This window comes from Sellimonas intestinalis (genome assembly GCF_001280875.1).
Classification (GTDB): domain Bacteria; phylum Bacillota; class Clostridia; order Lachnospirales; family Lachnospiraceae; genus Sellimonas; species Sellimonas intestinalis.
In genome coordinates this window covers 61,356-85,885 of sequence record NZ_LGAJ01000019.1, presented here as the reverse complement: position 1 = coordinate 85,885, position 24,530 = coordinate 61,356, and the positions used below count along the sequence as shown (strand labels likewise).

Genomic DNA, 24,530 nt, shown 5'->3' with positions numbered 1-24,530 from the left:
ATGTGGTTTTGAAGGTACAGGAACATGTATCTGAATAATCCTCCTTAGCTCAGTCGGTAGAGCATGCGGCTGTTAACCGCAGTGTCGTTGGTTCAAGTCCAACAGGGGGAGTTTCCTTTATATAGGAAGAAAAAGGCTCCGTGGTCAAGCGGTTAAGACATCGCCCTTTCACGGCGGTAACACGGGTTCGATTCCCGTCGGAGTCACTTCTTGGGTGAGTTTAACTTAAGAAAAGATGCCAACGTGGCTCAATTGGCAGAGCAGCTGATTTGTAATCAGCAGGTTATCGGTTCGAGTCCGATCGTTGGCTTGTTCCTTTAGAGGGGACATTAAGATTGTGGACCTTTAGCTCAGCTGGTTAGAGCAATCGGCTCATAACCGATCGGTCCCGGGTTCGAGTCCCTGAAGGTCCACTTTAATTAATAAAGATAAATATTTGGCCCGGTGGCTCAGTTGGTTAGAGCGCCGCCCTGTCACGGCGGAGGTCGTGGGTTCGAGTCCCATCCGGGTCGCTTATAATTGATATAATTGTATATGTATTTGGGGTCTTAGCTCAGCTGGGAGAGCATCTGCCTTACAAGCAGAGGGTCATAGGTTCGAGCCCTATAGGCCCCATTCACACGTTTGTGTGAGAAATGCCGCAGTGGCGGAACAGGCAGACGCACAGGACTTAAAATCCTGCGGGACTTATACTCCCGTACCGGTTCGATTCCGGTCTGCGGCAGTAGGTAAAAGTGAGAGAAACGTTGAATTTACGACGTTTCTCTTATTTTTTTTGTTTCAAAAAATTGATGAAGCTGGATTTGATAGACAGCGTTGCTATGGAAGAAGTGGCGGGATTCCTCGATAAACTTTTATCCAAAGACAAATATGAGGGGCGAAGAGAAGCAAATATGAAGTATGTTGTAGAATAGGAATGACTTCCAAGCCGCCCGCTTGCCCTATTAGGAATCATCACTCTGGGCACTCTGTGGGACGTTGGTTAGGGGAAAACATGAACAAGGGAATATGGAAAGCAGACTGTGCTTAGAGTTGATACAGTGTGGAAAAGGGCATGTGGAGATGTGAAAGTTCTGCATATTTTTTTCTTGTGTGTTGAATATATTTAGATTATACTGAATAGTAGTTAAACAAACGGGAAGTTATTCAAACAGATTTTTTATATAATCCCTCTTGCGTTTTGACTAAGTTAAATGATTGAAGCCATAAATTTAAGGAGAGTAGTTATGGAAGTGAGAATAAATACACTAACGCCAGAACTGTTTCTGGATTTATACACGTCAGTTGGATGGGAAGCGCCATGTATTGGACAAGTTGAAAAGGCTTTAAGCAATACTATCGCAACATTTACAGCTTATGATAAAAAACAGCCGGTAGGAATGGTGCGGTTGATTGGAGATGGGGGTATGTCATTCTATATCAAGGATTTTGTTGTAATACCAGACTATCAGGCAATGGGAGTAGGAACGTTGCTAATTGAATGTTTAGAAAATTATATAAGAGAAAATATCAATCCTGATTGGGCTGTCAGTTTAGAATTGATTAGTACGAAAGATGCACTCTTGTTTTACAAGAAAAAGGGATTTGAAGAAAGACCTTGTGAATGGGATGGGCCGGGAATGTTCAAAATGATTAGATGAATCCCAGTTTTTATTGGAACAACGTTTGAACACCGCAGACGTGATGAAGTCTCCAAAGCCCCGTTCTTTCAGTATTTTTGATGATTTAAAATGGTTCGATTCCGGTCTGTGGCAGTAGGCAAAAGTGAGAGAAACGTTGAAGTTGCAGCGTTTCTCTTATTTTTAATTATAATTGTTCCATCTTACAGTAGTATAATGGGGTAAAAAGATGTGCAGATATTAGAAAGTCGGTATATCTTTTTTAATTGCGTAACTAAAGAAATAGAATTATACTGTGGGAAATAGAAGTTAAGAAAAGGTTTGTTTGCCGGAGGTTGGAGATGATGAAGCGAATGGCTTACTCGGTACAGTTTTAAAAATGGGCTGCAGATTGTATCTGGGATCATTGTTGGCTTATATTATAGAATAGTGCCTGATTGGAATAAGAGGAGACAAGTTTTATGAATAGAGCAAATTTGAGAAACATCTGGAAACAGGAAGAAGAAATCGCATATATCCATGGCTGAGATTTTTCGCATATTCAGGGCAGATATGAAGGAGAAAATGATTTACCGTGGGATTATGAAAAGATTGTCAGGCGGTATTAAAAAAGACTTAAATATGATGGATTAGATTTAATTTTTAATAGATATGGAGATTTTGATGACAAGGAGTTGTTTCGGATATTACATCCAAATGAGGTATTTATTACAGAACAGGTAGGCGGAGATAATGATAGGGATTTAGTGGAAATGGTATTACCTAAAACGTGTAAACCATTTCCACATCTGAATTTGGAAGAACAGCGTCAAAATTTTGAAGATGCCGGATTTGAAATTGTTCGGGCAGAAGGCCAGGATTTTCTGACATTTTCTCTTGTGTAGAGTACATAAAGAATTGAAATAATTATGCTCTTTTATTCGCATGACATAATGAGACAATAGGAGGGGAAATTTTAGTATGAACTATCAAGAGAATTCGTTGACTTACGAAGAGTATTGTAGCCTTAGAGAAAGTGTAGGGTGGAAGAATTTTCCTAAAATACAAATACAAGAAATATTAAAAAGAAGTTTATATACAGTTGTGGCCTATAAGAATCATCAAGCAGTTGGAATGGGAAGATTGATAGGCGACGGATTATATTATGTGATAGTGGATGTAGTAGTACGGCCAGACTGTCAGCAAATGGGGATCGGCAGTAAAATATTTGAAATGATAGTGGAATATGTAGATAGGCAAACGCCGGTTGGTGGGCGCACCAGTGTCCAATTAATTGCCGAAAAGGGGAAAGAGGCCTTTTATGAGAAAAGAGGATTTCAAATTATTCCTCACAAATTTTGTGGTTCTGGAATGAGAAAAATCATACATAAATAATGGGAATATAAGGAAAATCTTAGAAATGATTTATATTTTATCCATAAATCGGTCATATTCATCTGATATAATTCGTATCGTAAAAAGGGATATCGACGATATTTAGATGAACAGAGTGGTGATAAGGAGGTATTTTTTTGTTGACAGGTTTCTTAAAGACCGAAAAAGACGGAAATGTTTGTGTATTATCAGCTCTGAACGGGGGAGAAAAAAGTGTGATCAAGCCGGGACAGTATCTATATATTAATGTTGCGAGAGGCTGGATTCCGGTGGAGCTGAAATATTCGGAGAGAGAAAATCGCCTGTATTTTGAGCATCTTCCCAACCTTTCCGTAAACGGAAGAATGGCACTGGTAAAATAAGAAAAACGGATTAGATTCTTGTATGAAATCAGTCAGTCATGGTACAATATAGTGAAGACATTGCTGGTTTTGACAAGATAGCTTCAAAAGCTAAAAATAGCAGCCGGCTGATGAACAGCCGGCTGCTCGTTGTTTGTACAGGAGAAGCGTAGTGAGAGTTCATGCAAACACCCTCTGAAGAGAAGATTTCAGATGTGATCATCATAGCAGGGGTCAGGCAGAAGAAAGGGCAGGGCAATTGTGGAAGAAAAAAGAAAGAAAAAGATCTTATCTCCAGACGATATTAAGGAAGAAGAGCAAAGACTCCTGGAGAGCGCCGAGGATGAGGAGATTCAGGATAATGAGGCGGATTCCGCAGACTCGAAAGTGTATGGCGACAGCGCAGGGGATTCGATCCGGATGTATTTGAATGAGATCAACCGGATTCCGCTTTTGACTCCGGAGGAGGAGCAGGAGCTTGCGAAGAGGATCGCTGATGGGGACCTGGAGGCCAAGAAGATAATGGAGGAGTCCAATCTCCGTCTTGTAGTTTCGATTGCCAAGAAGTATGTGGGACACGGACTTCAGTTGATGGATCTAATTCAGGAAGGCAATATCGGACTGATGAGGGCAGTGGAGAAGTTTGATTATCAGAAGGGCTACCGGTTTTCGACCTATGCATCCTGGTGGATCAAGCAGTCCATGATCCGCGCGATTGCAGACCAGTCGAGGACGATTCGGGTGCCGGTACATATGTCTGAGAATATCACAAAGGTACGCAGGGCATCCAAGGAACTGATGACAGAGCTTGGAAGAGAGGCTAATCCGGCGGAGATTGCCGCGAAGCTAGGGGATAAATCCGAGGAGGAGGTACGGGAGATTCTGGCCTATGCCAGGACGCCGGTTTCTCTGGAAACGCCGGTGGGAGAGGAAGAGGACAGTAGCCTTGAGAATTTCATCGAGGACAGCAATGCCCAGCAGCCGGAAACGGCGGCAATTTCTACGATTGTCGGAGAAGAGATCGAGGAGCTTTTGAATATTTTGCCGGAGCGCGAGCAGGAAGTTATCCGTATGAGGTTTGGTATGAACGGGGAGCGTGTTTACACATTAGAGGAAGTCGGACAGAAGATGAATTTGACAAGAGAGCGGATCCGGCAGATTGAAAGCAAGGCGCTTCGACGACTGAGACAGAGAATGAGGGAGAAAGGACAGAACGAATATTTGGAATAAATATTTCGACTGATCAGGTGAACAAATATGAAGAATGACTTGTTAACGATTGGCGGATTGACTGTGCACGGATACGGTCTGATGATTGGGATCGGATTTATTGCAGCCTATCTGATGACCGAATACCGTGCAAGAAAATATAAAATGAATACAGATATTGTATTCTCTCTGTTTTTGAGCTCCGTGGTCTTCGGGCTTCTGGGAGCAAAGCTAATGTATTATCTGACAATCCTGGATCAGATTATCAAGGATCCGGGTGTCATCGTGGACCAGAGGGATGGATTTGTGGTCTACGGAGGGATCATCGGAGGTGTTATTGCCGGATATGTGGTTTGCAGAGTGAAGAAGGAGCGTTTCTGGAGATATTTTGATCTGATTGCTCCGGCGATTGCGTTGGCCCAGGGATTCGGCCGGATCGGGTGTCTGCTGGCAGGATGCTGCTATGGGAAAGAGACAGATTCTTCTTGTTCTATCACATTCCACTCATCTGATATTGCGCCCAATGGCGTGGCTCTTATACCGACACAGATTTATTCTAGTATTCTGGATTTTCTGAACTGTATTGTACTCTGTTTGATTGCAAGGAGGGCAAAGAAAGAGAAGACAGTCGCCGGATGTTACCTGCTTTTTTACAGTACCGGGCGTTTTATTCTGGAGTTTTTCCGGGGAGACCTGGAGAGGGGAAGTGTCGGAGTGATATCGACTTCACAGTTTATTTCTATTTTTATTTTTGCCATCGGAGCAGTGATGCTTCTTATAGGAAGAAAGCAGCCGATTGTGCAGGAAATGAAGGATTATTAAAGAATAGAGTTCCGGTTTCTCTGTAAAAAGAGGAGGCGGAGCTTTTTTGTCCCCAATTTTTGAAAACATGCCAGAAGGAAGTCAAAAAAGGCGAAGAATTATGGGCAAAATTCATTAAAAGGATTAAAAATTTTTTTGTAATGTGGTAGAATAGGAGGCATAAGATTGAGAGAGGAGAGCTTAAAAGATGGCAGATAAAAGTTTAAATTTCTTAGTTTGTTGTGCGAATGGGGCCGGTTCCAGTTTGATGGCTCAGATGGCGCTGGAAAAGGTACTGAAAAAACATGGGATTGAGGCTGCGACAGTTCATCATTGTCCGATTTCCGAGGGCAAAGAGACTGCGCTGCAGTATGATGTTGTGATCTGCGCGCAGCATTTTGCGGATATGTTTGCGGAGGCAGAGAAGAAAGGTGCGAAACTGGTTGCCCTGCAAAATGTGATTTCTGCTTCTGAGATTGAGACGAAACTGACAGAGGCGGGAATTATCAAATAGAATAGGAGCGGAGTATTTCTGAAAAGGTTGAGTAAGTATTATAAAAGGAGTATAGTGATATGGAGAAGTTTGCGGGGAAATCAATTTTCCGAAAGGTAGCTATCGGGAAAATATTTTTCTATGAGAAAAACACGGCAGTGGTAAAGAGAACGAAGATCGAGGATGCGAAGACGGAGCTGGATCGTTTTGAACATGCCAAGGAGACGGCGAAAGCGCAGTTACAGAATCTGTATGAGAAGGCGCTGCAAGAGGTAGGAGATTCCGGAGCCGCGATTTTTGAAGTGCATATGATGATGATTGATGATCTGGATTATAATGGGTCCATCCAGAATATGATCGAATCCCAAAGTGTCAATGCGGAATATGCGGTAGCCATGACCGGGGATAATTTTTCCACTATGTTCGCAGAGATGGACGACGACTATATGAAGGCGCGTGCGGCGGACGTGAAGGATATTTCCGAGCGTCTTGTTTCGGTTTTGTCCGGTGTGGACAATGATATGGGTAATCTGGATGAGCCGGTGATCCTGGTGGCCGATGATCTGGCGCCGAGCGAGACGGTTCAGATGGACAAGTCAAAGCTTCTTGCATTCGTTACAGAGCATGGGTCTTCCAATTCCCATACGGCGATTCTGGCAAGAACGATGAATATCCCGGCGATTATTGGTGTGCCGATCAAGAAGGAATGGCACGGACACATGGCGATCGTGGATGGTTATGCAGGATGCGTCATTATCGATCCGGACGAGGAAGAAATCGAAAAAGCACAGAAGGCAGTTGCGGAAGAGGAGGAGAAGCAGAAACTTCTCAAGGCTTTAAAGGGTGAAAAGACGATCACAAAGGACGGAAAGGAGATTCATCTGTACGCCAATATCGGAAGCGTAGCAGATACAGCGGCAGTTCTGATGAATGACGCGGAAGGAATCGGACTGTTCCGGAGCGAGTTCTTATATCTGGAATCTGACACATATCCAACGGAGAATGAGCAGTTCAATGCATACAAGACTGTAGCAGAGAATATGGCTGGAAAGAAAGTTATTATCCGGACATTGGACATCGGTGCTGACAAGCAGGTGGACTATTTTGAACTGGATAAGGAAGAAAATCCGGCGCTTGGATATCGTGCAATCCGTATTTGTCTGACGAGACAGGAGGTCTTCAAGACGCAGCTTCGGGCGTTGCTCCGCGCAAGTGCGTATGGCAATATTTCCATCATGTTCCCGATGATTATTGCTGTTGATGAGGTCAGGAAGATCAAACAGATTCTGAAAGAAGTAAAGGACGAATTAAGAGAGCAGGGGATTCCGTTCAAGGATGTAGAGATCGGTGTGATGATCGAGACACCGGCTGCTGTCATGGTAAGCGAACAGCTTGCGCAGGAGGTGGATTTCTTCAGTATAGGAACGAACGACCTGACGCAGTACACACTGGCAATTGACCGCCAGAATCCGAAGCTCGACGAATTCTACGATGCACACCACCCGGCTGTGCTGAAGTTGATCCAGATGACGATCGAGAATGGCCATAAGGGAGGCGCATGGGTAGGTATCTGCGGAGAGCTTGGAGCGGATCTCGAGCTGACGGAGACATTCCTGAGAATGGGCGTTGATGAGCTTTCCGTTTCTCCGACGTTCGTTCTTCCGATAAGAAACAGAGTCAGAAGTCTGGATCTGTCACAGGAATCATAGAGACAAATCATACGGCAGAAAGTACACGATATATCATGGATGAAATTAAAACGGCAGCTTTCCACAAATGTGGGGCTGCTGTTTTGATGTAACAGAAATCTTTTCTGTTTTGCTGGGAAGCAACCGACAGTGAAAGAACGATATGGGAAAAGAATGTTACTTGCTCATATGACGTTTTTCTTCCAGGTAGTCGCGGGCGGCCTGCACCTGTTCAGTACTTAAATACAGCTTTCCCTTGACTGTGCTGACAAGTTCTTCCGCTTTTAGTTTCTGGATCGTACGATTTAATGTCTTAACGGAGATACCGATTTCCTCGTAAAGCTGTTGGCGGGTTTTCGGGATGATGCCGGATTGTTTTTTCACTTCGTTGAGATATTTGACGAGATAATCCAGGAGCAGATACTGGGGCGGGTAGAATAGTTTACTGCCCCGGTTGTATGAGGAACGGTAGAGCTTATAGGCTACTTTCCGGGAAACGAGCCTCAGAAAATGGATGTCATGTGCAATCCAGTTTTCAAAGTCCTTTCTGGAAAAATAGAGTACTGTACATTCGGTTAGTGTCTCAATCGTCACGGAAGTACGTTCTTTTTCTGCCAGGATGGTGACTTCCCCGACAAAGTCGATAGGATCGTTCCGCTCTATCATGTAGACATTACCGTTTTCAAACTCGTTGATTACACGGTGGGAGCCCTCGCAGACAATACCGAAGTATTCTAAAAGCTCATCCTTTTGATGGATGATGGTTCCTTCCGGGTAGGTGTGAATCCAGTAACGTTCGTTCAACTCCTGCGGCATAAATTTCAGGTAGTTATTAAGCTCCGGCACACGGGCGCAAAGTTCTTCCAGCGTCATTCCTGTTCCTTCTTTCGACATTTTTTACAGTATACTACAAAAAAGTATGGAAAACAGCTCATTTGTCCTTTTTTTGGAAAAAAAGTCTATGCTAAGATGACGGAGTAGAAAATTTAGGAGGAGAAAGAGAGATGAAGAAGGAGACATTTCAATATCCGTCATTAAAAGCAAGAATAAAAAATGAATACCGTATCATTTTTGCCGCATTTGTGTTTATTTTGATTGCGGACGCTATTGGGCAGATCGAAATTCCGCTGGGACCGGGAAAACTGATTTTATTCCCTATTTTTTATGCCCTGATTTTGGGTGTGCTGTCCGGGCCTGAGATACTGAAGTTTTTTAAAAAGAAAGAAGTGAAGGCGGCGTCAAAACTGGTGATCGTTGCAATCTGCCCGTTTATCGCAAAGCTTGGAATCAATGCGGGCGCCAGCATTGAGGTCGTACTGTCGGCGGGACCGGCACTTTTGTTGCAGGAGATCGGAAATTTAGGAACCATTTTCCTGGCGTTGCCGTTTGCGCTTCTGCTGGGGCTCAAAAGAGAGGCCATCGGCGCGACTCATTCCATCAATCGGGAGTCCAATCTTGCCCTGGTTACGGATTTGTTCGGGCCGGATTCTCCGGAGGCAAGAGGAAGTCTTTCCATCTACGTCGTCGGCGGTATGGTCGGGACGATCTATTTTGGGTTCCTTGCCACGATGACGGCGGCAGCGGGAATCTTCCATCCATATGCACTTGGAATGGCATCCGGAGTCGGAGCGGGAATTCTGATGGCAAGTGCGACGGCAAGTATTACGGCTGTCTATCCGGATATGGCGGCGGAGCTTTCCGCACTTGCAAGTACAAGTGAGACGCTGTCCGGGCTGACAGGAATCTATGTGGCAATTTTTGTAGGAATTCCCCTTTGCAGAAAATTATATACCTGGATGGAGCCAAAATTTGCCAAATTAAGACACGAGCCAAGTGAAGTATTGATGAGAAAAGAAGAAAAAGTGGAGGAAGCATAGATGAGATATATCGAGTGGGCTGTCATGTTTGTTGTTGCAGGTCTTGGAATCGGCCTTGCGAATTTTGTTGGATTCGATGTGAATTTTATGGATTCGCTTCCGGGTATTCTGATTCTTCTTGCCATCTCTCTTGTGGCAGTAGTGATCAGTAAGCTTGTGCCATTAAAGCTTCCGATTATTGCATATTGTTCGATTTTGGGTCTTTTAGTGGCCTGTCCGATTTCTCCGGTGAGAGAGGGGGTCATCGAAGCGGTCAACAAGATTAACTTCACGGCGCCGCTTACGATGGTTGGAGCATTTGCCGGAATTTCCATCAGCGACCAGATCAAGTCTTTTTTAAAGCAGGGGTGGAAGATGATCCTGATAGGAATTCTGGTAATGACGGGGACGTTCTTAGGATCCGCCCTGATCGCACAGATCATTCTGTCACTGACTCATGCCATTTAACAGACAGGAAACAAAGGTGAAAGCAAGGAGAAATGAAGATATGAGAACACAAAAGGCAGATCTTCTTCTTATGAATGTAGACTTCCTGGACGAGAACTGGGAGAGAGTCCGGGGGCGTGATATTGTCATCCGGGACGGTGTGATTGTGGAGATCCGCAAACATGGAGACAGTGAAACGGTTTATGAAGCAAATGAGACGGTAGATGGAGGGGAGATGCTTTATCTTCCGGGATTTATCGACTCCCATATGCACACAGGACAGCAGCTTTTGCGGGGACGGGTGCTGGACGCTATGCCGATGATCTGGAAGCGGATTATGCTTCCTTTTGAAAGTACATTAAATGAAGAGAAGATGCGTTTGAGCGCCGAGCTTGCGGCATTGGATATGATCCGGAGCGGGACGTGCGGTTTCATCGACGCAGGAAGTTATTTTATGGATAAGGCGGCCGAGGTGTATGAAACGAGCGGGCTGAGGGGAGCACTCTCGGTATCGACGATGGACGAGGAAGGACTGCCGGCCTCTATTGCTATGACCGCAGAGGAGGCCATCGAAAAGACCGATATATTGTTTGAGCGGTTCCATGGGAAGGGGAATCTGAAAGTATTCTATTCTCTTCGCTCTCTGATTTCCTGCTCAGAAGATCTGATAGAGAGAGCGGCAATACGGGCCAGGGAAAAAGGGACGACATTGCAGGCTCATATGAATGAGTATCCGGGAGAGATTACCCCGTTTTTGTCCCGTTTCCAGAAACGTCCGTATGAATTTCTGGATGCCAAAGGGATTCTGGGACCGTGGTTTTTGGGAGCTCACAGTCTGCTCTTATCGGAGGAGGAAAAGGATCTCATGTGCGACAGACAAGTGCGAATTTGTCATTGCCCGTTCAGTAACTGCGGAAAAGCTGTGCCGGAGACGCCGTCGCTTCTCAGAAGGCAGATTCCGGTGGGGATCGGGACGGATGGGGCGGCACATGGAGGATTAAGTCTCTGGAATGAGATGCGAATCTTCCGTTCCGTGATGAACGTGACTTGTGGAGTACCGCTTGCGGAGCCGGCTATTATGCCTGCAAAGACCATTCTGGATATGGTGACGAAAGGAGGAGCGGCCTGCCTTGGGGAAGAGACGGGAACGATCGCTGTTGGAAAGAGGGCGGATCTGATTGGAATTGACTTGGACGCACCGCATCTGTGGATTCACGGGGTGATTTCCAACACTCTTGTGGAGAGCGTCAGTGCAGAAGATGTAAAGAACGTGATTGTAGGCGGTAGGATGTTGATGAAAAACCGTGAAATTTTGACGCTTGATGAAGAGAAAATACGCCGGGAAGCACGGGCATTTACTAAAGGAGTATAAAGATGGAGTATCTGATTATTATAGTGGGAAACTTTCTGATTGGAGGCATGATCGGGTTGACCGGGATCGCAGGATTTCTCCTGCCGATGCTGTATTCCGGATTTTTGGGGATGTCGTCTGCGCAGGGGCTTGCACTGAGCTTTTTCGCCTTCCTGATTTCCGGAATTTTAGGCGCCTACAACTACTACCGTGCCAAGAACCTGAATCTGAAGCCTGCGGTCTGGATCAGTATGGGAAGCTTCGTAGGCGCTGTGGGAGGTGTACGGCTCAATCTTCTCATGGAGGAGGGAATTGTTAAGAAGATACTGTATCTGGTTGTACTGCTTTCTGGAATCTCTATTTTACTTCGGAAAGATGAAAAGGAAGAGAGAAAAAAAAGCCGGCCAGGACAAAAGATGCCTCTTTGGTTCTGGCTGGCTTTTGGAGCGGTGACTGGTCTGATCTGCGCCCTCTCCGGGGCAGGTGGTCCAATCTTGGTCATGCCACTACTCGTTGTCTTTGGCGTTCCGGTCAAGACAGCGGTAGGAATCGCCCTTTTTAATTCTATTTTTATTGCGGTCCCATCCAGTATCGGATATGCCATGGGATGCAGGCCTGGGGATCTTCTTTTGCTTCTGCCTTTAAGCCTTGTAAGCCACGGGATTGGCGTCTGGATTGGAAGCAAAAATACCTCCCTGATTCGTCCGGATGTGCTGAAAAAAGGTGTAGCTGTATTTTCCGTCCTGCTGGCCATTCTGAAATTGATTACCGGTTAGCGGATCCACGGTAGCGGTTCAGGCAGGCGTGGATCTCCTGAAGCCTTGGAAGAGCGTAGCCTCCCGGAATATAAGAATGTCTGAAAAACCCGGAATACCCGTTTTGCTGTAATTCTTCATAGAGCATAGCGGCGATTTCCGGGATTGTTTTTTTCCCGTCAGAGTAGTGATCTTTTGCGTAGCCAAGAAGGAAAGCAAGGGTCGCCGTCTGCTCGTAATCTTTGATCTGTTCCACATAGCGCAGGTCAACCTCTTCTTTTCCAATCGAGAATACATCCTTGGAGCGCTGGCGGATTTTGCCGTCCCGGCGGTCCGCCTGTTTTTTAGATGGCCATGCGAAGATCCGTTTTGCCGAAGGCATCCGAAATGGAGCCGGGGAAGATGGAGAGAGCGGGTAATCCCGGCAGAGCTCTTTCACCTTTGATGTAATATCGACAGGATGGTAGCAGTCCATCTGGATCACCGTGTCCGCAATGTGAAAGAAAGCCCCCGAACTTCCGGCTACCAGGATCGTGGAGATTCCGGCTTTCTCATAGAGATCTCCGGCACGCTCCAGAAACGGAGTGATGGGTTCTTTTTCCCGGCTGATGACCTGCTGCATAAACGTATCCCGGACCATAAAATTAGTGGCGGAGGTGTCCTCGTCAATGAGAAAGAGACGGCTGTTTGCCTCCATGTTCTCCACGGTTCCGGCGGCCTGAGACGTACTGCCGCTGGCATCCAGGGTGGAAAATGTCGTGGTATCCCGCTTGTTTGGAAGATCATTGATGAAGAGGGAGATATCCACGTTTTTGACAACACGTCCATCCTCGGAACGGAGCTTGACGGCGGTGGCGTCGGTGATGACATATTCCCTGCCGTCTCCTGCGGTGTGTGGGTAGACTCCGGTTTCCAGTGCTTTCAGAAGGGTGGATTTTCCGTGGTAGCCGCCTCCTACGATAAGGGTGATGCCCCGTGGAATTCCCATACCGCTTAGTTTTCCTCTGTGCGGAAGCGTGAGAGTCACCCGAAGCGAGTCCGGCGAGGAGAAGACGACGCTGTCTTTCATCGGGAGATCGGATACGCCGCTCTGGCGAGGCAGAACAGACCCATCCGCAACGAAAGCCGCAAGATCTAGGCGGGAAAGTTCCTGCCGGATGAAAGTCTGATCCTCGGCAAGCTCAAAGGTCTCCGTCAGCTTTTTCTTGTCGCACGTCCGATAGAGACAGGAGTGCTCCACACAGGACGGAAGGAAGTCAAAGAGGATCTTCTCAAGCTCTGTAGCGTTAATGGTTCGCCCGTTGGCAGGAAAACCTACATGGAAACGGAAAATCAGTACTCCGTCGCCTGGTGTGCGGATCTCGCAGGCTGTCCGGGAGAGGATTTCCTGACCGCAGCCGCTTACGGAAAGGAGACCGCTCTTTCCGGAACCTTTCGCCTGGAAACTGAACTTGTGGATCTGGGAGGCAAAGCGCCGCAGTAAATGATCCTCAAAGGCGGTCTTCGTTTCGGGTGTCTGGTACAGATCTTTTGGGAACCGGTGGACGGAAAACGGGATCTGGATCGTCACGTGAGATGGAGAAGCAAAAGGGTCTCCCTGCACATGATCAATGGAGAGCGTATAGTCTCCAAATTCATACAGTCCTTTCAACGATTTGTATGCAGGATAGCTTTTCCGGTGTATGGATAATAGTTGTTTCCTTAAATCTGATGCATGTTTCATAAATTCAAAACTCCTTTCTGTTTGATTATAGCAAAAAAAAGAGGTTTGTGGCATAATAAAAACGAAACAGTTCAGCCGTGTGACGGCGGATCCGGCTGTTATGGCTGAATTGTTATATAAAACAGAAAGCCCTCTATCAGGGAGAGCAAAAGAAAGGAGTCTGGAGAAATGTTCATCAGAAAGCATGTATATTTTTACGGTAGAGTACAGGGAGTCGGATTTCGCTGGCGGGCGGTGCAGACGGCAAAGGACCTGCATCTGACCGGATGGGTGAGGAATATGTATAATGGCAATGTAGAGATGGAAGTGCAGGGAAACAGTGTGATGATAGAGCGTCTGTTTCAGGAATTACATTCTGACCGGTTTATCCGCATCGAAAAAACCGAGATGATCCAGATTCCGACGGTAGACGATGAGGCTGATTTTTCCGTGCGGGGCTAAAAGGAGAGACGATGAGAAAATGTTATACGACAGATCGGATGATGGTAAGGTTGGCGGATCCTGAGTTTGCCGATATGACGGCGGAGTTTTTTTTCAGAAACCGTAAGATGCTGGAACGTTATGAAGAGCGGCGTCCGGAGGAGTTTTTTTGCCCGGAGTTTCAAAAGATCTGGCTGGACATCCAAAGGGAGAACGCAAGAAAAGGGGAGTGGTACTCCTACTATCTCTTTGAAAAAAGAAAACCCCACACGGTGATCGGGACCTTATCTTTGAGCCGGATCCAGTATGGGAACCTCTGCTCCGGGGTGCTTGGCTACCGCATCGGCGGAGAACGGCAGGGGGAAGGCTTCGGAACCGAAGCCGCGAAAGAGGGGACGAGGATCGGATTTGAGGAGCTGTCACTTCACCGGATGGAAGCGGATGTGATGACGGAAAATAGGGCGTCTTTACGGATTCTGGAGAAATGCGGATACAAAAAAGAGGGATATTTCCGGGAATATTTCAGGATCAATGGTAAGTGGGAGGATCATATTCATATGGCTGCCATACGTGCTTGAGAAAGAACAAAAAATCACGATTTTTCTGTTGTAAATCAAAATGAGATTGCTATAATAGAAAAGAGACTGGCAGATGAAAAAGAGAGGAAGGAATATGGGGAAACAAGGAATTGTAAAAGAGGGAGTATTGATTACCTGCGCGATGCTCATCGTTTCTGCGGCGGTATACTTTTTTCTGGTGCCGAGCAAGATCGTCGTGGGAAGTATCTCCGGCCTTGCGATGGTACTTGCAGAGCTTCTGCATATGCAGATGTCGACGATCACATTTATCTTAAATGTTGTACTGCTGATGGCAGGTTTTCTCTTTATCGGGAAGGAATTTGGGGCAAAGACGATTTACACGTCACTTCTACTCCCGGTATTTTTGTGGATTTTTGAGCGGCTCTTTCCGGTTACAGAATCGCTCACGGGGAACAGTGTTTACGATCTGGTCTCGTACATACTGATTATTGCCCTGGGACAGGCAATTTTATTTAATGTTAACGCTTCGTCAGGAGGTCTGGACGTCATCGCAAAGATCATCAGCAAGTATACCAGAGCGGATATTGGAAAGGCGGTCACCATTGCGGGCATGGTTACGGCAGTGACTTCCATCCTCGTCTACGATATTGGGACGCTGGTGGTCAGCGTGCTCGGGACTTACGCAAACGGACTTGCCGTCGATTACTTTATCGATGGATTTAACCGGAGAAAGAAAATCTGTATTCTCTCAGATGAATATGAGAGGATACAGAAATATATTATGCAGGAGCTGATCCGGGGCGTGACGATCTATACAGCCAAGGGCGGCTATGACGGGAAGGAAAAGACGGAGCTTGTCACGATTATGACGCCAAGCGAATACAAACAGCTTTTGAACTATCTTCACCGGTCAGAGATCCAGGCATTTGTGACAGTTTACAATGTCAGTCAGGTGATCGGCAAGTGGAATATTAATGGAGACACAAGAAAAAAGTCGGAATAAAGGAAAGGAAGAGTGAATGATGCAGTGTACTAGAAAAGTAACAGATGGAATTTATTGGGTTGGAGTAAATGACAGAAGACTGGCGAAATTTGAAAATATGTTCCCGATTCCAAGAGGAGTGTCCTACAATTCATATATAATCCTTGACGGGAAGACAGCACTGATGGACACAGCGGACAGCTCTGTGGCAGAGAGGTTTATGGAAAATGTTGCTGCTGTGCTGGACGGACGGGCACTTGACTATCTGGTGGTACAACACATGGAGCCGGATCACTGTGCCAATATCGCAGCCATCATTGAGAAGTATCCAGACGTTACCGTTGTGGGGAACGCCAAGACGATGCAGATGATCGGACAGTTTTACTTCGGAACAAAGGCAAAGCATACACTTCTCGTAAAGGAAGGGGATAAGCTGCCTTTAGGTGAGCATGAGCTTACGTTTGTGACTGCGCCGATGGTACATTGGCCGGAAGTTATGGTAAGCTATGAGTCCAAAGAGAAGATTCTCTTTTCCGCAGACGCATTTGGTACTTTTGGTGCTTTAAACGGCGCACTCTTTGATGACGAGATCTTCTTTGATGCCATCTGGATGGAGGATGCAAGAAGATATTATACGAATATTGTCGGGAAATATGGCCCTCAGGTGCAGGCGCTTTTGAAAAAGGCGGCAGGGATTGAGATCGATATGATCTGTCCGCTTCACGGACCGGTATGGAGAAGTGATCTGGATCTGCTTCTCGAGAAATATGACCAGTGGAGCCGATATGAGGCGGAAGAGGACGGGGTACTTCTTGTCTATGGATCTATGTATGGCAATACCGAGAATGCGGTTGAAGTGCTGGCAGCAGAGATGGTGGAGCAGGGCATGAAGAATATCAAGGTCTATGATGCGTCTGTGACGGATTGTTCTTACCTGATTGCGGAGGCATTCCGTTATAGCCGAATCCTGGTGGCAGCCCCGACTTACAACGCAGGGCTGTTTGCGCCGGTAGAGCATTTCCTCAATGATATGAAAGCACTCAATCTCCAGAATAAAAAGATCGCCCTTGTGGAGAATGGTAGCTGGGCTCCGATGGCGGGCAAACACATGAAAGCTATCGTAGAGACCATGAAAAACATGGAGATTGTAGAGCCGGTACTGACACTGAAATCCGCAATCCAGCCGGCACAGACAGAAGACGTCAAGAAACTGGTAGAAGAACTGCTGAAATAGGTGCAGGATGGAGCGGAGATTCCCCGGTAAAACTGGTTCGCAGAATTACAGGTAACAGTTCAGCCATGCACAAAGTCACAAAAATTCGGGTTCAATCTTATTTGAAAAGGAAGGTTTTTGTGTACTTTGTATATGGCATTCTACTGTGAGTGAGGATTTATTCGTGTATGTGGCGGTATAATCCGCATAGCGGAGAATCCAGGTTGTCATGTGAATTGTTACAATTTTAGGGCAGAAATTGAAAAAAGTAGTTGACAAAACAAAGGTTATCGTGTAAAATCATCTTTGTTGCTAAGGACAATAGATACGTGAAGCGACAAGACAATTTTACATTGTGTGGGTTTAGCTCAGCTGGATAGAGCGTTTGGCTACGGACCAAAAGGTCGGGGGTTCGAATCCTCTAACCCACGTACAAAAGGAGTTCTGATGGTTCAGAACTCTTTTTTTCGTCTGTGGAAATTTCTTCTACCGGCAGAGTGCTGATGCACTCTGCCGGTATTTCTTTTTTTAAAACACCGCATGTTCTTGATATAACGGCGAGGTTTCTTTTGTCGCACAGTTTCGCCTCTGTACCTTTTTCCGGTTTTCTTCCATCTTATATTAATAGAAGAATGAAAAACGGGCAATGTAATGGTGAGGAGGAATCAACATGAATGAAAAAATGATATTGGATATAACAGAGGAAAAAACTCGGGAATTTGAGACGTATCTGTACGAGCGGGAGAATGCCGGGGCAACAATCAGCAAATACCGGACAGATCTGAAATGCTTTTTACAATTTCTTGGAGAGGACAAAATGGTGGATAAGGCACGGCTTCTTTCCTATAAGGAATGGCTGATCGAACGCTATGCGGTCAGCAGTGTCAATTCCATGCTGGCGGCGCTGAATCAGTTTCTAGAGTTTTGTGGATACGGGCAGATGAAAGTTAGGCGAGTGAAGACCCAGAAGAATCTTTTCCGTCAGGAGGAGAAGGAGCTGACCGCAAAAGAGTACAGAAGGCTTGTACGCGCGGCCCGATCCGCAGGGAAAATTCAGCTTGCGCTTATCATGGAGGCGATTGCGGTCACAGGAGTCAGGGTCAGTGAGCTACGTTATTTTACTGTGGAGCAGGTGAAACGGGGCAGAATTGAAGTGAGGAATAAAGGAAAGTATAGAAGGATCTTTCTTACGACGGATATTCGGAAAAAGCTTTTGTGCTTCGCGAAGTTCCGAAAGATCATTAAAGGCTGCATCTTCGTGACCAATAGTGGAAAACCCAAAGATCGGAGCAACCTCTGGAGTGAGATGAAAGCGTTGAAAGAAAAGGCAGGAGTAAAGGGTGAGAAGATCTTTCCCCATAATTTGCGCCACTTATTTGCGAGAGTATATTATCAGACAACAAAAGATATGGCGGGACTGGCGGACGTCCTGGGGCACAGCAGTCTGAATGTGACGAGGATCTATACCTCCAGCACCGGGGAGATCTACCAGCGGCAGTTAGAGCGTCTTACGATCCTACAGATCTGAGTACTGTATGGGAAAATAAAAAACCACATAATGTCAATTATGTGGTATCACAATTTCAGTCTTACTTATCAGGCCATATCATTCTCAATTTCATAACCTATTCTAGTATAAATGTCCGGCCGCGTCAATCAAAATTCCTTAAAAATTTGCATCACAAAGAGACTGACAACTTACATAGTAGGAAAACGAACTCATTGGACAGTGATATTTAACTTCAACGGGAATGAATACGGGAAAACGCTGAAAACAGAACACCACATAATTGACATTATGTGGTTTTTGCACTCTGGAAAAGGAAAATATCAGAATACAGGAGCAAAAAAGAACGGAAAGACCAGAATTTTTACAGAGAACAGGAAGGAGAGGTAAGAGGATATGAAAGGGAAGCTGAAATGTGTGGTAGCGCTGATCTTATGTATGTCCCTGATGTTCGGGACCAGTCTGTCGACACTGGCAGATACGGAAACCACAGGACAAGCGACCACGCAGACAGAAGAGACGGCAAGCGTGGAAGGCGCAAAGGAAACAAAAGAGGCGGACGGACAGGAGGAAAGTCAGGAGCAACAACAGACAGAGCAGGATGAAACTTTACCTAATAAACAAAAAATCCAATCTAAGGTTAAGCAATATCCAGAATATATCAATAGTCAGCAGGTAGGACAAGAGTATGGACATCCGCACCAATCGGTAATTGGAACAGACTTTAGAATAGAAAATGGAAAATACATCTGTATATGGACGGCGGACCATGAACCACCAGCATACGGACCAAGAAATCAGCATTATGTAAAAATATTAGATCAGACTAAAGACATTTATGCTATTAGTGCAATCCGCTGCGATTTGTATGGAGGCGAGACGCCGGGAGAAACCTACTACCCTGTATATTACATGAATGCGGAAACGGACAAATCATATCTAAAAGATCCGATGTTTGAAAGTGTAAAGGAAAACCAGAAGCCAACAAAGGTTTCTGATATCGAGGAAACAAATAATTTGACAAATGGTTATTGGACATTAGGAACATATGACGGAAAGATTGAAACAGAGAGTGATTTGGCTAAGGTTACAGATACGAATAGAGAGGTAAAGCCTGAAGAACAGAAGATTGTTACCCAAACAATATTTATCTGGCATGAGGAAGAGCAGAAAATATCAGATTTTACGTTTCAGAAGATGGATGATAAAACAAAGCAACCGATGCAAGGGGTGGAATTTCAATTATTTGCTTCTAAAGAAGACGGAGAACTGGGAGAGCTGATAATAGAAGTAAAATCTGATGAAAGTGGAAAGGTAATTTTCAAAAACCTGAAAGCTGGCACTTATTATATAAAGGAAACAGCTCCAAATGGATATATGGGATCCGCAAACTTACAATGGAAACTTGTTATTGATGAGACAGGAACAGGTAAATTGTACAATGTAAATGGTACAGAGATTAAAGCATTTGGGGATAATGAGTATCCCATTATTGAAAACTATTCCGTTCAGCAGCATTTGCGGACACAAAAAACTGCCTCCTTGGTAGATTGGGAAAAAAGAATTTATAAGATTGATTTATATGCATGGCATGACGTTCAGGTAGATATCCCGGCAAATATTGTGCTGACAGTGGATATATCGGGATCTATGCCTTGGATGTTAGAAACACCAAGTGGCGGAAAGGTTACAATTCAAGATATTAGAGATGGAAATGACTATAATTTACAGACTGGTGGAAATGGCTGGGATGACTACAAGTATTATTATTTCGATTCAGGAGAAAAAGAATATAAACCAATTGGATTCAACTCAAAAGATAACAACTGGCATATTATTAAATCCAAAAGTAATGGAGAGAAAACGTGGGATACTACTGCGATAAAAAAGGGAACAGAAGTTTATATTAGAGGGAAAGATGATCGTACAAAATTAAATGCTATGTTAGATTCTATAGATGCGTTTGTGAATAAGCTAAAAGCTTCATCACCAAATAGCAACATCGCAATCGTTCCTTTTGCAGGAGAGGTTTATTATGCAGACACATCTCTTCAGAATATTTCTTCATATGACTTGTCTGATTTTAAAAGAAAGTTAGTATTACATGGGGATACGAACCAGGGAGCAGGAATTTCAGCGGCGACGAAATTGTTAAAAAACTCTAATAATACAAACCCAAACTATATTGTACTGTTTACTGATGGAGCACAGACAAAGGGAGAGGCAGAAGATGCTGCTGGTGCCGCAAAACAGGCTGGAATTTCGATTTTTGCAGCAGGGCTTTATAACGAAAAAAATGCGGCAACGCAGGAAGAAGTATTGAAAAAATGGGCGTCCAAAGATCCGGAAGATGGATCATCATATGCATATACAGCGACAACTCCGGAGGGATTGGAAGCAGCATTTAGTGAAATCTTTGCGGAGATTAATTTATCAATCAAGAATACAGTGATAAAAGATATTGTCGATACCAATAGATTTGATATTGTGACAGACTCGAGTGGGGAAATCTTGGCTACGAATGGAGCATACGGACACAACGGGAAATTAAATGGAAGTACGATAACATGGGATGGGGTTTCAATCGGATATTCGGATTCCGAAGAAAATGCATGGCATCAGACAATTTACATCAAGGCGAAAAATTCATACATCGGTGGTAACGGGGTGACAACCAATTTGCAAGGATCTGGCGTGACAGCATCAGGTGTGTCGGTATCTTTTCCGCAGCCAAAAGTTAATGTATTAATTCGATACACATTGCAGGATGCAGAGGATACCGTTTTTGCCGGTGAGGTGTTGGAAAAATATTTCGATAGTAAAAAGGATCAACTTATCACTCCGAAGTATGACGATAAATCTTTTGATATGACGAGCGATGTGAATATTACGGTATCTTACTATTATGATGCGGAGTGTACGCAGCCAGTAGAAGCAAATGGAAAAGCAGATGGAAGTGAAGATGCATTACGAGCTCAATATCCGGCGGAAGATACTACTTATTATGTAGAGGTTCAGGTAACGCCTACTGGAACTGCGGTTAGTGGAATGGAGTCTAATCCGGATGATTGTTTAACCGCGATTAATACAGCAAAGAATGGTGCTGTATGTACTACTGCTAAATATGAGATAAAGGTAGTAACCGGATCCATTCAAATTACAAAGGAATTGGAAGAAAACGCTAAAAAAGATGCAACATTTACTTTTGAAATTACCAAAACGGACGATAACACAAAATGGTACCGGGCAATCTACATTCGGGCAGGAGCAAAGAGTGGGAAAGCTGAGATTTTAAGCGGACTGCCAAAAGGACAGTACAATATCCGTGAACTATCAACAATTAGATATAAAAATACTAAGGTAGAACAGGATCAGAATACAAGTTGTCCGATTCAAATTGAGGGAACTAATACAAACGTCTATATCGGATGTGAGAGTGCAAAGTATCCATCAATGACAGATTTATCAGCAAAACATGTAGGACTTACTTTTACAAATCAATACAACGAAAATGGGAAACTAGTTGATTCCGACGCATTTTTGAATAGAGCGGTAAAAGATGAGAATGGATGGCATTTTGAGCAGGTTCCGATTTCAAAAGAAGTATTGAAAGACAAAAACAGAGCGTAGCCGAGGGGGATTAGAGAAATATGAAAAATCGAAATGAAAAACAATTTGTTCTTTCTATCCTGCTTGTCGTGGTAATCCTTGGTATCGGGACTACTATCGCATTATCTACTGCAATTTCGAAACCTGTTGTAAATAGTTTTCAGGCTGCGGATCATGAAACTAATATCAAAGAGGAAATAGACGGGCTGAAAAAAACGATACAGGTAAAAAATACAGCGGATAAAAGTGCGGCGTTTGTCAGGGTACGGATTGTGATCTCTCCTGCAAAGGCACTTGGACAAGATGATTACATGATTCAAGGTCAAAATTGGACTGAAAATGCGGAGCAGGATGGATTCTATTATTATACTAAGACACTTTTGCCAGGTGAAGAAACAGAGGATCTGATTTTTGAAGTAAAAAATAAAGAAGAGGTGACAGAATCCTTCGACGTCCTTGTATACGAAGAGTCCTGCGTGGCGACATCAACAAGCGATAGCTTGACTATAGAGCAGATAAAAGAGGCATTTAAAAAAGCAGATGGAAAGACTGATCAGAATCAGGGATAAAGGAGAAGATCAATGTTGAAAAGGATTTGCGGAATCTTATCTGGTATCATCGTGTTGGCGCTGGCGGTGCTAGCAGGGCTCCTGATTATCCCAAAACTGATGGGGTATGAAGAGATGGCGGTGTTAACGGGAAGTATGGAACCAAAGTATCCAGTGGGAACACTGATTTTTGTCAAAGAGGCGGATCCGAACACACTGGAAGTCGGGGATGTGATCACCTATCACTTGGATAGTAATACCGTCGTAACCCACCGGATTGTAGAGATCGACAAGGAGGGGCAGACAGTGACGACCAAAGGCGATGCGAATAATGCTAATGATGGGAATCCTGTTCCGTATTCCGAAATTGTTGGGAAAGAACATTTTAAGATTCCATATCTTGGATATGTCAGCATGAATATCAAGACACCGAAAGGAATCTTGGCAGTCTGTGTGGTATTGATTGCTATGATCCTGCTGACTTTTCTGCCGGAAATCTTTTCGCCGGAGGAAGAGGAGGCGCTGAAAACAAAACGAAGAAAAAGAAGAAAATGATTCTTATAACGGGAAACCGTATGGGAATAAAAAAAGAAAACAAAAAGGTAAAGGAGAGTTAAGAGTATGAAGAAAAAAGTTGTAGCGGCTATGATGTCAGTTGCATTGGTGGCAGCGGTAGGAATTGGAGGAACACTAGCATATCTGTCTTCCACATCAAATGATGTAAAGAATACGTTTACAGTAGGGAAAGGATTTGACGATACAGACGGTCAGGCTTTAATTGTTGATGAATGGCTGTTGAATGGAACAGCAGATGATCGTACACAGGAAGATCAGACATACGAAAACATCACGCCTGGTTATGTAGAAAAAAAAGATCCAACAGCTAGATTAAAGGCCGGATCTGTAGAATCATATGTTTTTTTACATGTAACTGGAGTTAATGCCTTGGAAAGTATCATGAAATCCAATGCAGATGGAGACGATGTACAGGCATACGACATTAGTGGATGGGATACGACATATTGGATGAAAGTTGCGGATGAAAACGGAACTTTATTGAACGAGACTAAGTTGGGCTTAGAAGGTGATGGATATTATGTCGCAAATACAGGCAACACTGTAAATCTGGAAGATACTACTCCAGAGGGAGAGTACATTCAGTTAGGAAATCCGATTTTTCAGACCGTTACTATGAATCCAGATGTAGCTGAAGTGACAGAAGATCTTGGTACAGAAATTGGAGAGATAACAGTAAAAGCATGTGCGGTACAGTACAGTGAAGATCAGATGGATAGCTGGAAAGACGCATTTGACTCAGCTAAGTGGAATTAAAAATAAGATCAACAGGAGGAAGACCTATGAAAAGAAACAAAGTTGCAAAACTAATGGTAGTTGCAGCGTTGGTAGGAGCAATAGGAATAGGTGGTTCTCTGGCACTTTTAACAGCTCGGTCAGAGGCAGTAACGAATACATTCACAGTCGGAAAAGGATTGCATGATACAGATATTACACTGGATGAAGCCCAGGTTAATGAAAATGGAGAAGAAATAGACGGAGCAGAAAGAGTCCAAAAGAATACATATCAAAATCTTGAGCAAGGTGATGGATTAGATAAGGATCCTACAGTAACAATAAAAGATACGGCAGCCGACTGCTATGTTTTTGTATTGGTGGATGGATTAAAAAAGAATACATCCATTTACGACGTGGATATAGAAAAGAGCTGGATGAAAGTAGAACGTATTCCTAAGGAAATTCAGGATCAAGTTCCAGATACCGCTGATTTATATGTGTATAAGGCAGATCAATCAACTCCGACAGTAGTTAGAGGAGGGCTTACAGCCGAAAAAGGAATTGTTTTTGACGGAGTTAAGATTAAAGATGACGCAGCCTTATTCGAACCTGTAATGGAAGAAGGTACGATTACTGGATATAAGGCTAAAAACCTGGATCAGATTATTGTAAAAGCTTGTGCTGTACAGGCAACTAATAATAGTTATGAGAATGCGTTGAAGTTAGTTACATTTGCTAATACCAGTAATTAAGAGGAGAAAA

General features: G+C 44.4%; 23 protein-coding genes and 8 tRNA genes. 29 read left to right on the top strand and 2 right to left on the bottom strand.

Features of this window, described 5'->3' with window-relative positions; all coding sequences use genetic code 11:
* Nucleotides 1–38 precede the first annotated feature (38 nt).
* From AOA56_RS14485 to ptsP, 14 genes are all read left to right on the top strand, one after another.
* A tRNA-Asn gene (locus tag AOA56_RS14485) sits at nt 39–111 on the top strand.
* Between the two features lie 23 nt (nt 112–134).
* A tRNA-Glu gene (locus AOA56_RS14480) sits at nt 135–206 on the top strand.
* A 31-nt stretch (nt 207–237) separates the two neighbouring features.
* Nucleotides 238–310, top strand: a tRNA-Thr gene (locus AOA56_RS14475).
* A gap of 29 nt (nt 311–339) precedes the next feature.
* Nucleotides 340–413, top strand: a tRNA-Ile gene (locus tag AOA56_RS14470).
* A 25-nt stretch (nt 414–438) separates the two neighbouring features.
* Nucleotides 439–512 (top strand) — tRNA-Asp (locus AOA56_RS14465).
* A gap of 30 nt (nt 513–542) precedes the next feature.
* Nucleotides 543–615, top strand: a tRNA-Val gene (locus AOA56_RS14460).
* A gap of 22 nt (nt 616–637) precedes the next feature.
* Nucleotides 638–724: transfer RNA gene (locus AOA56_RS14455), tRNA-Leu, on the top strand.
* A 502-nt stretch (nt 725–1,226) separates the two neighbouring features.
* Nucleotides 1,227–1,640 (top strand): GNAT family N-acetyltransferase, encoded by a 414-nt coding sequence (locus AOA56_RS14450; protein WP_024731911.1) that lies wholly within the window; start codon nt 1,227–1,229, stop codon nt 1,638–1,640.
* Nucleotides 1,641–2,579: 939 nt separating this feature from the next.
* Entirely contained in the window at nt 2,580–2,993 is a 414-nt protein-coding gene (locus AOA56_RS14440) for a GNAT family N-acetyltransferase (RefSeq protein WP_048621363.1), read from the top strand.
* A gap of 137 nt (nt 2,994–3,130) precedes the next feature.
* Nucleotides 3,131–3,355 carry a hypothetical protein gene (locus tag AOA56_RS14435; RefSeq protein ID WP_024731913.1) on the top strand — a complete coding sequence of 75 codons (225 nt, stop codon included), beginning with the start codon at nt 3,131–3,133 and terminating at the stop codon, nt 3,353–3,355.
* 240 nt (nt 3,356–3,595) lie between these two features.
* Nucleotides 3,596–4,564 (top strand): sigma-70 family RNA polymerase sigma factor, encoded by a 969-nt coding sequence (locus AOA56_RS14430; RefSeq protein ID WP_053769960.1) that lies wholly within the window; start codon nt 3,596–3,598, stop codon nt 4,562–4,564.
* 27 nt (nt 4,565–4,591) lie between these two features.
* Entirely contained in the window at nt 4,592–5,365 is a 774-nt protein-coding gene (lgt, locus tag AOA56_RS14425; protein WP_024731915.1) for a prolipoprotein diacylglyceryl transferase, read from the top strand.
* Between the two features lie 187 nt (nt 5,366–5,552).
* Complete coding sequence (locus AOA56_RS14420) at nt 5,553–5,858, top strand: PTS sugar transporter subunit IIB (protein ID WP_024731916.1); 306 nt, start codon at nt 5,553–5,555, stop codon at nt 5,856–5,858.
* Nucleotides 5,859–5,917: 59 nt separating this feature from the next.
* Entirely contained in the window at nt 5,918–7,546 is a 1,629-nt protein-coding gene (gene ptsP / locus AOA56_RS14415) for a phosphoenolpyruvate--protein phosphotransferase (protein WP_024731917.1), read from the top strand.
* 156 nt (nt 7,547–7,702) lie between these two features.
* On the opposite strand, the gene AOA56_RS14410 is transcribed toward ptsP, so the two are convergent.
* Complete coding sequence (locus tag AOA56_RS14410) at nt 7,703–8,398, bottom strand: Crp/Fnr family transcriptional regulator (RefSeq protein WP_024731918.1); 696 nt, start codon at nt 8,396–8,398, stop codon at nt 7,703–7,705.
* Nucleotides 8,399–8,529: 131 nt separating this feature from the next.
* Between AOA56_RS14410 and AOA56_RS14405 the strand changes: the two genes are divergently transcribed.
* The 4 genes from AOA56_RS14405 to AOA56_RS14390 are packed head-to-tail and all read left to right on the top strand — an operon-like array spanning nt 8,530 to nt 11,955.
* Entirely contained in the window at nt 8,530–9,402 is an 873-nt protein-coding gene (locus AOA56_RS14405; protein ID WP_024731919.1) for a DUF3100 domain-containing protein, read from the top strand.
* The gene (locus AOA56_RS14400) at nt 9,403–9,849 is read left to right on the top strand and encodes a hypothetical protein (protein ID WP_048621365.1); all 447 of its coding nucleotides are present in this window, start codon (nt 9,403–9,405) and stop codon (nt 9,847–9,849) included.
* A gap of 40 nt (nt 9,850–9,889) precedes the next feature.
* On the top strand, nt 9,890–11,200 hold the full coding sequence (locus tag AOA56_RS14395; RefSeq protein ID WP_048621366.1) for an amidohydrolase family protein: 1,311 nt from the start codon (nt 9,890–9,892) through the stop codon (nt 11,198–11,200).
* Nucleotides 11,201–11,202: 2 nt separating this feature from the next.
* Entirely contained in the window at nt 11,203–11,955 is a 753-nt protein-coding gene (locus AOA56_RS14390) for a sulfite exporter TauE/SafE family protein (RefSeq protein ID WP_053769959.1), read from the top strand.
* Here the strand turns inward: AOA56_RS14390 and AOA56_RS14385 are convergent.
* Complete coding sequence (locus tag AOA56_RS14385; protein ID WP_053769958.1) at nt 11,945–13,657, bottom strand: ABC-ATPase domain-containing protein; 1,713 nt, start codon at nt 13,655–13,657, stop codon at nt 11,945–11,947. The genes AOA56_RS14390 and AOA56_RS14385 overlap by 11 nt on opposite strands.
* A 168-nt stretch (nt 13,658–13,825) precedes the next feature.
* Between AOA56_RS14385 and AOA56_RS14380 the strand changes: the two genes are divergently transcribed.
* The 11 genes from AOA56_RS14380 to AOA56_RS14330 all read left to right on the top strand — a co-directional run bounded on the left by AOA56_RS14380 (nt 13,826) and on the right by AOA56_RS14330 (nt 24,520).
* Nucleotides 13,826–14,098, top strand: a complete 273-nt coding sequence (locus AOA56_RS14380) for an acylphosphatase (RefSeq protein WP_024731924.1) — start codon at nt 13,826–13,828, stop codon at nt 14,096–14,098.
* Between the two features lie 11 nt (nt 14,099–14,109).
* Nucleotides 14,110–14,655, top strand: a complete 546-nt coding sequence (locus AOA56_RS14375; RefSeq protein ID WP_024731925.1) for a GNAT family N-acetyltransferase — start codon at nt 14,110–14,112, stop codon at nt 14,653–14,655.
* 73 nt (nt 14,656–14,728) lie between these two features.
* Nucleotides 14,729–15,619 (top strand): YitT family protein, encoded by an 891-nt coding sequence (locus AOA56_RS14370; protein ID WP_242843468.1) that lies wholly within the window; start codon nt 14,729–14,731, stop codon nt 15,617–15,619.
* A 19-nt stretch (nt 15,620–15,638) separates the two neighbouring features.
* A complete protein-coding gene (locus AOA56_RS14365) occupies nt 15,639–16,832 on the top strand; it encodes an FprA family A-type flavoprotein (protein ID WP_053769957.1) in 1,194 nt (397 codons plus the stop codon).
* 336 nt (nt 16,833–17,168) lie between these two features.
* A tRNA-Arg gene (locus tag AOA56_RS14360) sits at nt 17,169–17,242 on the top strand.
* Between the two features lie 239 nt (nt 17,243–17,481).
* On the top strand, nt 17,482–18,339 hold the full coding sequence (locus tag AOA56_RS14355) for a tyrosine-type recombinase/integrase (RefSeq protein ID WP_053769956.1): 858 nt from the start codon (nt 17,482–17,484) through the stop codon (nt 18,337–18,339).
* Nucleotides 18,340–18,714: 375 nt separating this feature from the next.
* A complete protein-coding gene (locus tag AOA56_RS14350; protein ID WP_053769955.1) occupies nt 18,715–21,948 on the top strand; it encodes a SpaA isopeptide-forming pilin-related protein in 3,234 nt (1,077 codons plus the stop codon).
* A 20-nt stretch (nt 21,949–21,968) separates the two neighbouring features.
* Nucleotides 21,969–22,496, top strand: a complete 528-nt coding sequence (locus AOA56_RS14345) for a hypothetical protein (protein ID WP_024731931.1) — start codon at nt 21,969–21,971, stop codon at nt 22,494–22,496.
* 12 nt (nt 22,497–22,508) lie between these two features.
* Nucleotides 22,509–23,030, top strand: a complete 522-nt coding sequence (locus AOA56_RS14340; RefSeq protein ID WP_024731932.1) for a signal peptidase I — start codon at nt 22,509–22,511, stop codon at nt 23,028–23,030.
* Nucleotides 23,031–23,096: 66 nt separating this feature from the next.
* Nucleotides 23,097–23,807, top strand: a complete 711-nt coding sequence (locus AOA56_RS14335) for a SipW-dependent-type signal peptide-containing protein (protein ID WP_053769954.1) — start codon at nt 23,097–23,099, stop codon at nt 23,805–23,807.
* A 26-nt stretch (nt 23,808–23,833) separates the two neighbouring features.
* Nucleotides 23,834–24,520: a SipW-dependent-type signal peptide-containing protein gene (locus AOA56_RS14330; protein WP_053769953.1), complete on the top strand. Its 687-nt coding sequence runs from the start codon at nt 23,834–23,836 to the stop codon at nt 24,518–24,520.
* Nucleotides 24,521–24,530 lie beyond the last annotated feature (10 nt).